This window comes from Edaphobacter sp., from assembly GCF_035532915.1.
In the GTDB taxonomy this organism is placed as follows: Bacteria; Acidobacteriota; Terriglobia; order Terriglobales; family Acidobacteriaceae; genus Edaphobacter.
The window spans coordinates 1-10,946 of record NZ_DATKQC010000219.1 but is presented as its reverse complement, the minus strand read 5'-3'; the positions used below and the strand labels follow the sequence as shown (position 1 = coordinate 10,946).

Below are 10,946 nucleotides of genomic sequence, written 5' to 3'. Positions count from 1 at the left end.
GAGCTGAGCAAACGCCATTCTCGAAGGCTGCTGCTGAAGACCTACCGAATCACAAACAACTGGCAGGATGCGGAAGACGTTCTTCAGGACTCATTCATGAAGGCGTTCACTCACCTTCACACTTTCGAATCCAGATCGAGCTTCTCGACTTGGCTTACGCGAATCGCGATCAATTCTGCGCTGATGTTGCTAAGAAAAAGGCGGAACTCCCACACGCTTCCAATCGATGACTTAATCCCAACCGATGGACTGAGCGATGCGTGTGAATTTCGAGATCATCGCGACAACCCCGAGCAGTCCTACGCCCGGCGACAGACCGAGGAAAGACTCACAAAAGCGATTCGCCGGATGCGACCAAGACATCGTGAAGTTGTTGAATTGCGCCGGGGCTGCGATCTCTCGCTGAACGAGATTGCACAATCCCTCTGCATTTCAGTTCCCGCGGTCAAGTCAAGGCTACTGCGGGCAAGAAACGAGCTTCGACGGCATGTGCAGTGAGTGTTTGAGCGGATCAGAGTCCGCATATCTTCCTTGCTGATTGGCGATCGGTCGGACATCACAGAGGCTACAAGCCCGAATTCTCGAGTCCCGGCTCGGTTCACTGCCTCCTGAGCGATCAACCGCACCGACCAACGCGCCCGGCCTGCCGGCGGCGGCCTGCAGACCAGGGCGATAATGCGCTGCCCGTGCTCGGCGTCCAGCAGCGGCTTCTGGCCTGGGCGAGGCGCATCGTAGAGTGCCGCTTGCAACCCGCCCTCTCGATAGCGCTTGCCAATCTCCCAGGCTGCCTTGGCGGAAATGCCCACTCCGGCTCCGGCCTCTACCGTTGTTCGGCCTTCGTCGATCTGCCGCAGCACCAAAGCCCGAATCACCGCCCGGACCGGCTGCACCCCGCCGCTCAACAACTCCTCGACCTGTTTCCGTTCCTGCCGCGAAAGCTGGATCTGTAACCTCTTACGCTTGTCCATGCCTCCGCTATAACGCTCGCTACCGTCCAGAAAAAGTGCCAACCTTGATTACGAATCTACGAAGGCACGGTTCTAGGTCAGTTGCGGCGTCCCATGCGGTAATCGAGATAAAGGACGTGCGCGTTGATCTGGTCACCCGCGTAGTAACGGGGAATCCGAATGCGGACTCACCTTTCGTCTTGGGGAGTTAAAATCGTCTTCGAAACGTAGTCCGACATGAACTTCTCGAAATCCACATCATTGATGTCCCTCCTGAGATTGAAGTACTGTCGCAGGCGGCTGATTCCTCAGCAGGTTTCCTGTGGCGAATTCAAGCTTGACTGCCTCCAGGAATAAATCCGATCGTGCGGAGACACTTGCTAGTCGAGCCTGGGCCAGTTGCTTCTCCGCAGTAACAACATCGACCAGATTCTTAACGCCGTATTTGTATGCATCGAGGGATGCCGAGTAAGAAGCGTTCGCAGACTCGAGAAGCGCCACTGCTGCATCGTGTTTTCGCAGCGCCGTCCGAAAGCCTATATAGGCGGTCCAGACCTCGCGCGTCGTCTGATCCTGTTCCGCGGTAAGTTTATCCGCGGCCTCGCGGCGTTGTGATTCGGCGATCAACAGTTCGTTCTTGCGGGCACCTCCGTCAAAGATGCGCCAATGAATGCCGGCTGCGACGGACCACGTAGGCTCGCTCGCAGGGCCGAACTGACCGTAATCCGCCGTGGGCCACAGAGAGGTCTGAGCGGCCGATCCAGAGAGAACAATCTGCGGTTTGTACTCTGCCTTCGCTGCACGAACACGGGCCTCGGCGGAGCGGATTCGTTGAGTTTGTTCCATGAGATCAGGACGATTCTGCATCGCGCGATCAATCAGCGCGTCGATGGACATTGCAAGTTTCTCCGGCAATGGCGCGCTCCTCTGGCTGTCAATGACTATATTGGGAGACGGATCGGCTCCAACCGCTTCAGTCAGCGTGACGCGCGCAATTTGTTCATCCCCATCCGCGGATTTCTCGTCGAACACAGCCTGCGCCGTTTCGGCCCGAGCATTGAGAACATCAGGAAGAGTTGCAAGCCCGTTGTTCAATCTGTTTTCAGCCGCATCCTGCGTGGTTTGTGCAGTTCGCAACGTGTCTTGCGCGGCCTGCAATCTCTCCTGTGCGGTCACGAGCTGGTAATAGGCCATGGCGACGCGGAATGCCAGCGCTTGATCCACTTGAATGACGTCTGCACCTGCGGCGAGCTTCTCCGCTTTCGCGGAGTCTATCCTCGCCCCGCGCTTACCAAAGTCGAAGATGAGGTATTGGAGCGTGACTTCAGGTTGGACGACTGGTACCTCGACCGTGGTGTAACCGCGAGGCGCGAGAGGTTTCGGGAATGGATCGATCGATCTCTGGTCGCCGAAAACAGCTAAACCGTCCAGCTTGGGATAATAAGCGCTCCTTGCTAAACCAAGTTCACTTGCTTTCTGCTTTGCGCGCTCCCAGACTGTGCGCGCGTTGGGATTATGGTCTTCTGCAATATCGATCAGCTCAGCCAGGGTGTAGGGATGAGCTGGATCGAGGATCGCTGATCCCTCGCGTGGAGTTTCGCGAGCGGCGCAATCGGCGGCGACTGCGGGCGAAGATACGTTACCGGCACACTGCCCCGGAGCTGGCGCCGCAGAGAAGGCGAGAAGTAGGCACAAAAGCAGAACTCTAAATGATGCCTTGCTTTTCGACAATCGAAACTTCTTCCGGTTCATTCCCGGCAGCACTCGGACAATCTCCGGCCACGTCCTTGTCTTATGGTGATTGATATTCACAGGAATCCCTCGGCTCGGATGGGTTCTGAGGGGGCACAATCGACATCACACTTGTGCTTTGCATGGCGGCCCGGCGTCGGACGGCGCAGCATGACCAGAGATGAGACCATCTGCTGACAGATATCAAGGATCGCCTGCGAGTTCGAGGTGCTGTGGCCCTCGTAGGCTTCCTGCAATCGCTGGATGGGATCATTCAAAACGCGCGGCGCTGCGGCGTCCTCTTCGTGCGTTATCCATGCGGCAGTGTGCATGAGTTCGCCGCTGAATTCGGTTAAAAAATGGTCCAGGGCCTGAACCTGAACTGAGGTCAATTCGGAGGCGTTCTCCCATCGTCCGCGGTGTGAGAGAAGACTGAGTTCTAGCACAAAGATGGAACGCAAGTCCGGCTGAGCCCTCTGTGCCCACTCCCACTTGGCAACGTCTTGTTCGCGTCGATGGTGAAACTGAAACTCGAACTGCACAGCGTCCATCTGCGATGCCAGACTGGTAAAGTTGTCATTGATCTGACTGCGGAGACGGCCGAGTTGCAAAGCGGTAATTGCTCCGGAGCTCACCACCGGAGAGACTGCGAGCTGCGCCAGCATCCTAATGTTCCGCACCAGCAGTTTCTGCAACTGCTCCGCATCGCTCTTTGGCCCGAACCGGTCGAAGATAAAGCCCATGGCGAGAAGACCCAACCACACGCCAACGACCTTATCTCGCGCGATCGTAAGATCCGTCTGGATCCGGGCACTTGTCAGGTTGACGAAGTAAAAGGCAAGCATGATCTGCAAGCCAAGATAGGATAGCCGCGGACTTGAGGTGGCAATCCACGCGGCGATTGCGGTTCCAGCGGCAAAGAAGAGAGCAAATCCGAAGACGCTGTCGATGCCGGGTAGGATCAGAATCTGCGCCGAAACCCCCATGACCAGTCCCCCGACAACGTATCCGACAATGCGGAGAGACTGCTTCTGGAGTGAAGTTCCAACGGTGCTAAGCGCAGTGACGACGCAAGTAATGATGCAGGTGCTGATGCCGGGCCATGCGATCGCATTGTAGATGACGTAACAGACGGTTGCCGCCAGGCATCCGGCAGAGGCGAAGCGTTGATACTCCCGGTTCTCGAATGCATCAGGCAGGAACAGAGCGCGCCACCCGTCCCGTGCGGGCACGCTCTGAGAGCTGTCGACGATCTCATCGCGGTGAAAGACTTCGGTGATGAGCGCGACGGTTCGTTCCATTTCCTGAAGCCCGGGACATCCGGAGGACGGCTGCCCTATGAGCACAGCAGGAGATGCAAAATTGACCCTGGACTCGCGGAGCTCGGTTCGGATTGTTCGGAGCCTCTCAGCAAGTGTGCGTAGACGGGGCGCATCGTCTTCGCCGGGGTGGGGGTGATTGCGCGCGAGATTCGTGGCAAGGCCGATGAGCCGGCCCGCTAGCGAAATCAGGGCGCTGCGCTGCGCCCGCTTAGTGGGTTGCACGCCTTGCCGCTGCAACGCCGTTCTGAGCCGGCCAGTACCGGTCATGTCGTATTGAAGAATTCTGTTGTGGAGCGACTTTGGTAGAGCGCGGAGAGCGGCAAAGCACTCCGCTGCCTGTTGCACTGCGAGCAACAGATCGTCGACAGATGTGATGAGCGGATCGGAACGATCGAAAATGCGGTAGACCGCTTCGGTTGCTACTGTGACGCCGGTGCCGGTGGCGATTACCAGGAGTGGCCAGAGAGTGCTTTCCACCTGGATTTCGCTCGGCAAAGAGCTGTCCCACACCGCCAGAGTGTTGGCAAGCAGGAAGGCGAAACCCAGGGCGGCGCCATAGTTGGTGGCTGTGCGCATCACGAAAAACACCACATATAGGCTTGCGATGACCCAGAAGAAGTGAGTCACGGGGTAACCCCGGAACAGCATCATACCCAACAGGGTGTAAAGGCACCCGACGACAGATCCAAGGGTGGCCAGTCGCACGCCGCGCCACGTAGCGGCGAGATTTTCGCGAGCAAGGAGAATTGTGTAGTAACCACCCAGAGCCGCGTTAGGAAAGCGGAAGATCTCTACGATGAGCATGACCAGCGTCGCCGCGACTGTCATCCGAATGACCGCGTTGATGCGCTCCGGATACGGAGCAAGTTCCCACCGGATAAATTCCCGAAGCCAAAGCCAAGAGGCGCCTCGACTGGCTGGCTGGTGACGGAGTTGAGTGGCGTGGGTCGCCATATCAAGGCCTCCCCTTGAATCCGCGGATTACTACTACTGCAGATTCCCCCAGACGAACGGCCTCCGGCGGTGACTGAATCCGGATGCGGACGGGGTACCGGCTGGCGAGATGTACCCAGCTCAGCGTGCGTTGTACGTCGGGGAGGCCGGACGTCACTCGGCCCACGACTGATGGATCGGGCGTAACACCGTACCCGATGCTCTCGACGAAGCCCGTAATTCGCAATCCGGGATCAGACATAACGTAGACGTCCACAGTCATACCCGGCTGGATATGCTTCAACTGCGTCTCGCGGAAGTTCGCAAGCACCCACCAGACGCGAGTGTCGATTAGCGTGAAGACCTGCTGTCCGACATGAGCATAAGCACCCTCGGAAATCACAAGGTTTGTTACGCGTGCATCGAAGGGAGCGTAGACGCGGCACTGGTTGTAGTTGTATTTGGCGTTGGAGACTGCGGCGGCCCGTCCCTGCCGCTGGCTCACAAGGGGATCGAGGGTGAGTACGCTTGATTGCGATTGGTGAAGCTGTGCCGTACTCTGCTCTGCCGAGGCCTGGGCCTCTGCCAGAGCCGCCAGCACGGATTTGAGGTGGGCCCGGTTTAGAGCCAATTGTGACTCGGCTTCGTGCACGAACTGCGCGCTGGCTCTCTCTGCCGTACGTGCCTGGTCCACCTGGTCGACGGTAACGAATTGCTTGGCTAGCAGAGGTTCAAGGCGGTGCAGGTTATTTTCGGCGTATACCCACTCGGCCTTGGCTCGATCCAGCGCCGCCTCAGAATGGGCTACATCCGCCTCAGCCTCACGGATCAAGGCTTGCGCTTGATCGATGTTTGCAGTGGCGCGGCGGGTTGCCGCCCCGGAGGCGGTGACGGCGTGCACTTCTGCCTGAATACGTCTCTGTTCGTCGACAATCTGGCCTTCGAGGGCGGCCTGGTCCGACACGGCGTGGCCAAGGGCGTACTGATAGGGGCGATCATCGATTTCGAAAAGCAGATCGCCCTGTTTGACAAGCTGATTGTCAGCGACATTCAGGTGCAGTATGGGCCCTTCGACCACTGGGGCGATTCCGATGTAATTGGAAAATATTTCTGCGTCATCAGTCTGGGGATGTCGAATTGTGACCGACCATACGGCAGTCAAGCCTACTATTGCCAGCAGAACCGTGGTCGCGGTGAAAGTGCGACCGTACCAGCGAAGTTTCACAACGTGCTTGTCTTCCTCGTTTTGGACAGTGTCTTGCGTCGGCATCGCATTTACCTAGCTGTAGAACAGATACCACAACGTGCACGAGAAGAAGATCGCCATGCAGAGATACGAAAGTACGGGCGCGGCGAGGTGTTCGGCGATAACAGTGCGAGCGATCAGGGAGCGTGCCACCGCCGTCAGTAGCAGACCACCGACAGAGCAGAAGATCCACACTGGGAAGAAAGAACCAAAGATGGAGTATTCGGGCGCGTGAGAGCAACCAGTCAGCATCAACGACATCGTAAGAGACAAACCAGCGAGGCGGCGAGGTGAGGTCGTTCGGCGCCGATCGCGCTTCGTCGAGTCGCTGCGCTGCTTTACCATCATGCTCACCTCAACCCGCTACGCATTGGATTTCTGCTGAGCGCGTTCCACACACCCACTATTACGGCAGAAGGGATGGCGTGAATCTATTAGACGAAGGTATTGACCAATACTTTCGTATAAGAGATTTGCTTCTGCAGTTCTGGCTTAATCGCAGATGTGTACGGGAGGACCTCGCAATGGATATCGAACTCTTTCTCGTGAGGGCAACATCATGTCTATTTCTGGTAATTGGGCTGCCTGCCCCGATCGGGCTGATTGCACATGCTGTTACCGCGCTTCGTTTCAGTGTCGCGCCGATGGATCGATCTACCAACGGAGTAAACATTCTTCAGCGCGTTGCCATCGGACCGGAGGTCACCCATGAAGAGCGCTGACCGTCAACTCAATTCGCGAAGAAGGTTCCAGCAGGCGCAGGAATTGGCAGCCGGCGTAATCGGGATCGATAGCCATATCGACTCGCTGCAGCGCGTGCTGGTGATGGGCGAGGATTTGGGAAAACGATGGAATGTGGGCCACGTCGATCTTCCGCGACTGCGCGCCGGAGGGGTGCGCGCTCCGTTTTGTGCGTTGTGGGTACCAGTCTATTTTGAGGGCGCGGAAGCGATCCGGCGGACGCTGGATCTGCGAGATGCCATGCAATGGCTGCTCGAGAAACATAGCGACCAAATCGAGCTTGCAACAACTGCGGCAGATATTAGGCGAATTACGAAGGCGGACAAAACTGCGGCATTTCTAACCGTAGAAGGCGGCCACACGATCGCCGATGACCTTCGCGTGCTTCGGATGTACTACCATCTGGGCATAAGGTCGATGACGCTGACCCATTCTAAGAACAACAACTGGGCAGACTCGGCAACAGACACCCCTGAACACAACGGACTGACGGACTTTGGTCGAGAGGTCGTGCGCGAGATGAACCGTCTTGGGATGTTGGTCGATCTTTCGCACGTTTCTGACAAGACGTTCTATGATGCGATCGAGGTAACGACCAAGCCGGTAATTATTTCGCATTCGTCGATGCGTGCTCTCTCGAATGTCCCGCGGAATGTGACAGATGAAATGCTCTGGGCGCTCGCCAAGAACGGCGGCGTCATTGGGATCTGTTTCGGCGAGGGCTTTGTCAACCCGAGCGACGCGGAAGCATTGAGAGCTGACATCAAGAGGGAGACGGACGCGACGTCGTTCACCGGAAGAGCGCTCGATGATCACGCTGCGGAGGATGTGCGTAAGTTATTCGGAACAAGAGTGAAAGTCGCAGCGACGATCGATGACGTGGCAGATCACATCGATCACGCTGTAAGGATCGCGGGCATCGATCACGTCGGGATCGGCAGTGACTTCGACGGAGTCTCCGGGCCTCCGAATGGACTCGAGGATATCTCGAAAATGCCGGCCCTCGTCGATGTGCTCGTGAGGCGAGGATATGGGAAACGCGACCTGAAAAAGATCCTCGGGGGGAATTTCTTGCGCGTGATTCGCGAAGTGATCGGCAAGTAGAAGAATCATGCCTCTGCTATCGGGGACTCACAAGGCGGGAGGACGAGGGGCCTGCGAACTGAGTCTCAAGTGCCAACAACGGTAAAGCTGCTCTGCTTTGTAAAGCCCTGGCAGAATAAGGATGGACCAATGCCGAAGAATGTGGCTGAATTGCTCATCGATGTACTCGCAAATGCAGGAGTGAGGCGAATCTACGGATTGGCCGGCGACTCCCTCAACGGGATCACGGATGCGATTCGCGCCCGCGACGATTTCCAATGGATCCATGTAAGACACGAAGAAGCTGCAGCTTTTGCCGCTGGCGCTGAAGCGCATTTGACCGGAGATCTGGCGGTGTGCGCGGGGAGTTGCGGCCCCGGCAATCTCCATTTGATCAATGGCCTCTATGACTGCCATCGCAGTCGTGTTCCGGTTCTCGCGATCGCCGCGCAGATCCCGAGCACCGAGATCGGAAGCAACTATTTTCAGGAAACGAACCCGCAACACGTCTTTGCGCAGTGCAGTCACTACTGTGAGTTGGTCTCGCAGCCAGATCAAATGCCTCGTACCCTGGAGATCGCGATGCAAACAGCCATCTCTAAGCGCGGGGTTTCAGTCTTGGCGCTGCCAGGCGATGTTGCTCTGAAGGATGCGGCTGAGCTGGTTCCCCGTGTTCACTTTGCAGACTCGCAGGCGAAGATCTGTCCTTCAGAACAGGAACTCGAACTTCTTGCTTCGGTCCTGAACGGGGCAAAGAGAGTAACGATCCTCGGAGGCGCGGGGTGCGCTGGCGCGCACGCAGAGCTGATTGAACTTGCCGGCAAACTGAACGCCCCGATTGTGCACGCGATGCGTGGAAAAGAGTTCATCGAACACGACAACCCGTTTGATGTTGGTATGACCGGTCTGCTCGGGTTTTCTTCCGGGTACCACGCAATGATGAACTGTGAAGTACTGCTCATGATCGGGACCGATTTTCCGTATCAGCAGTTTTTTCCGAAGAACGCTACGATTGTTCAGATAGATGCTCGCGGTGAGCAGCTTGGCCGGCGGGCCAAGCTGGACTTTGGGTTCGTCGGGGATTCCAAGGCGACGCTTTGCGCATTGATGCCAAAGTTGCAGCAAAACGACGATGACGAACATTTGAAAGCTTCGCTTGCGCGTTATCGAAACGCACGTAAGGGTCTGGATGATCTGGCGGTAAACTCCTTGAAGAGTCCTATTCATCCTCAATATGTGACGCATTTGCTCGATCAGCTCGCAGCGCAAGATGCTGTCTTTACCTGTGACGTTGGCACTCCGACCATTTGGGCGGCACGCTATCTCACAATGAATGGCAAGCGGAGGATCATTGGCTCGTTCAATCACGGCTCCATGGCCAATGCTTTACCCCAGGCGATTGGCGCACAAGTCAGCCATCCTGGTCGCCAGGTCATATCTCTATCGGGTGACGGCGGTTTCGCAATGTTGATGGGGGATCTGCTCACGCTTCGTCAGCATCAATTGCCAGTCAAGGTTATTGTCTTTAAGAATGATTCATTGGCATTTGTCGAATTGGAGATGAAGGCCGCCGGCATCGTGGACTTCGGCACCGATCTAAAAAATCCCGATTTCGCAAAGATTGCTGACGGAGCAGGCATGCTCGGATTGAGCGCAAAGACGGCCGACGACATTTCGCCCATGCTTGAGCAAGCCCTGAGCTTTGATGGACCGGCTCTCGTTGAAATCCCCGTGTCCCGACAAGAGTTGGCGATGCCTCCGACGATGACGTATGAACAGGCGAAAGGATTCAGCCTGTTCATGATGAAGGCAGTTCTCAACGGTCGTGGCGACGAGATCATCGATCTTGCAAAAGTGAACTTGATTCGATAGACAAATCTGGCAAGCCTGCTGGGGGTGTTCGGATAGATTGCCTTCGCACGCAAACTCGCTGTTCTGCTGCTTCATCACTGGATTGGTTACCAGGAACACGAACCACTCCACAGTTCACGAAAGTAAAACAAGGGCGGATTCAGAGGCTCACGCTACTGACAAAACACGGATGCTCAACAGGTCCGGCACCGGCCGTGTGCTCAAAATATGCATAATTCAGGTGGTAACAACGTACTCGGGAACGTCACCAAAGTTCTGGCGTCCAAGAAAAACGAAGTCATAGTTAGTCCGGCTGATCTCTGTGCTGTGCTCTTTCCTCTTTGACGATGTTTCGCTGTTTAGAAGCTCACGAACAATCTTCGCCCCCCACGAGTTCCCGCTGGTTTGCACAATCTTGTATGTCTTCTCGTCGGGGGGAGCGAAATCGATCTGTGCAACGACCTCAGAGGTTGGCCGCCTGTCATCGCCGCGGAACACTTTGTATTTTCGGCTCTGCGCAGGAATCTGTAAGGTAGCCTGATTTTCGCGGGTTTTGCTTGAGGGCCGGAATCGGCTATTCTCCGAACGATGCGAGACAACGACTGGACGCGGGTATTGGGGTGGCCGGGCTACAAGGTGTACCGGCATGAGATTGATGAGCCCGGCAAAAGGCTGAAGCTTTGGGTTCGGCGTAGACGGGCCAACAAGTTGTTGGTTTGTTCTGGTTGCGGCAAGCCAAGGGGCGAAATTGTAGCCAGCTATGAGCGGGAAGTGCGCGATCTGCCGTGCTTCGAGTACCTGACCACAGTGGTCGTGGAGTTGTACCGGGTGCGCTGCCCGGATTGCGGAGTGACGGCGGAAAAGGTTCCGTTGCTGCCTTCCAAGGCGCCGTTCAGCAAACGGTTTGAGGATGCCGTGGGTCAGGCCTGCGAAAGCGCGGCCGCCAGTCGGGTGATCTTGATAAAAAGGGCAAAAGCCAGCGAGGCCGTCCCCAGCCACAAGGAGGCCTTGATGGCACGGGTCGAGAACTTAGCTGGAGTCGGTTCCATGCCGTATCTCCCACATAGAGCCTGAACCTCCAGGCTGAGAAAA

The 10,946-nt window shown here is 56.6% G+C and carries 9 protein-coding genes and 1 pseudogene; 5 read left to right on the top strand and 5 right to left on the bottom strand.

Going from position 1 to position 10,946, the window contains the following annotated elements; genetic code table 11:
* Nucleotides 1-3 precede the first annotated feature (3 nt).
* Nucleotides 4-498, top strand: coding sequence for an RNA polymerase sigma factor (locus VMU57_RS23035; RefSeq protein WP_414648629.1), 495 nt, complete (start codon nucleotides 4-6; stop codon nucleotides 496-498).
* A gap of 113 nt (nucleotides 499-611) precedes the next feature.
* Here VMU57_RS23035 and VMU57_RS23030 read toward each other — a convergent pair.
* From VMU57_RS23030 to VMU57_RS10555, 5 genes and pseudogenes are all read right to left on the bottom strand, one after another.
* Nucleotides 612-968, bottom strand: a pseudogene (locus tag VMU57_RS23030) (helix-turn-helix domain-containing protein); the annotation flags it as partial.
* A gap of 237 nt (nucleotides 969-1,205) precedes the next feature.
* The gene (locus tag VMU57_RS10570; protein ID WP_325383185.1) at nucleotides 1,206-2,642 is read right to left on the bottom strand and encodes a TolC family protein; all 1,437 of its coding nucleotides are present in this window, start codon (nucleotides 2,640-2,642) and stop codon (nucleotides 1,206-1,208) included.
* Nucleotides 2,643-2,755: 113 nt separating this feature from the next.
* Nucleotides 2,756-4,954, bottom strand: coding sequence for an FUSC family protein (locus VMU57_RS10565; RefSeq protein ID WP_325383183.1), 2,199 nt, complete (start codon nucleotides 4,952-4,954; stop codon nucleotides 2,756-2,758).
* Between the two features lies 1 nt (nucleotide 4,955).
* Nucleotides 4,956-6,203, bottom strand: a complete 1,248-nt coding sequence (locus VMU57_RS10560) for an efflux RND transporter periplasmic adaptor subunit (protein ID WP_325383181.1) — start codon at nucleotides 6,201-6,203, stop codon at nucleotides 4,956-4,958.
* A 9-nt stretch (nucleotides 6,204-6,212) separates the two neighbouring features.
* The gene (locus VMU57_RS10555) at nucleotides 6,213-6,527 is read right to left on the bottom strand and encodes a YtcA family lipoprotein (protein WP_325383179.1); all 315 of its coding nucleotides are present in this window, start codon (nucleotides 6,525-6,527) and stop codon (nucleotides 6,213-6,215) included.
* A gap of 176 nt (nucleotides 6,528-6,703) precedes the next feature.
* Between VMU57_RS10555 and VMU57_RS10550 the strand changes: the two genes are divergently transcribed.
* The 4 genes from VMU57_RS10550 (at nucleotide 6,704) to VMU57_RS23025 (ending at nucleotide 10,928) form a co-directional block, all read left to right on the top strand.
* A complete protein-coding gene (locus VMU57_RS10550) occupies nucleotides 6,704-6,901 on the top strand; it encodes a hypothetical protein (RefSeq protein ID WP_325383177.1) in 198 nt (65 codons plus the stop codon).
* Nucleotides 6,888-8,024, top strand: a complete 1,137-nt coding sequence (locus VMU57_RS10545; protein ID WP_325383175.1) for a dipeptidase — start codon at nucleotides 6,888-6,890, stop codon at nucleotides 8,022-8,024. The genes VMU57_RS10550 and VMU57_RS10545 overlap by 14 nt, the downstream gene beginning before the upstream one ends.
* A 129-nt stretch (nucleotides 8,025-8,153) precedes the next feature.
* Nucleotides 8,154-9,875, top strand: a complete 1,722-nt coding sequence (gene poxB / locus VMU57_RS10540; protein WP_325383173.1) for a ubiquinone-dependent pyruvate dehydrogenase — start codon at nucleotides 8,154-8,156, stop codon at nucleotides 9,873-9,875.
* A gap of 567 nt (nucleotides 9,876-10,442) precedes the next feature.
* Nucleotides 10,443-10,928 carry a transposase family protein gene (locus tag VMU57_RS23025; protein ID WP_414648628.1) on the top strand — a complete coding sequence of 162 codons (486 nt, stop codon included), beginning with the start codon at nucleotides 10,443-10,445 and terminating at the stop codon, nucleotides 10,926-10,928.
* The last annotated feature ends 18 nt before the right edge of the window (nucleotides 10,929-10,946 follow it).

What these genes read in the sequence shown, in the direction of transcription:
- VMU57_RS10565 (WP_325383183.1), bottom strand. Translation starts at nt 4,954, where the DNA reads ATGGCGACCCACGCCACTCAACTCCGTCACCAGCCAGCCAGTCGAGGC.
- VMU57_RS10560 (WP_325383181.1), bottom strand. Translation starts at nt 6,203, where the DNA reads ATGCCGACGCAAGACACTGTCCAAAACGAGGAAGACAAGCACGTTGTG.
- VMU57_RS10555 (WP_325383179.1), bottom strand. Translation starts at nt 6,527, where the DNA reads ATGATGGTAAAGCAGCGCAGCGACTCGACGAAGCGCGATCGGCGCCGA.
- VMU57_RS10550 (WP_325383177.1), top strand. Translation starts at nt 6,704, where the DNA reads ATGGATATCGAACTCTTTCTCGTGAGGGCAACATCATGTCTATTTCTG.
- VMU57_RS10545 (WP_325383175.1), top strand. Translation starts at nt 6,888, where the DNA reads ATGAAGAGCGCTGACCGTCAACTCAATTCGCGAAGAAGGTTCCAGCAG.
- poxB (WP_325383173.1), top strand. Translation starts at nt 8,154, where the DNA reads ATGCCGAAGAATGTGGCTGAATTGCTCATCGATGTACTCGCAAATGCA.
- VMU57_RS23025 (WP_414648628.1), top strand. Translation starts at nt 10,443, where the DNA reads ATGCGAGACAACGACTGGACGCGGGTATTGGGGTGGCCGGGCTACAAG.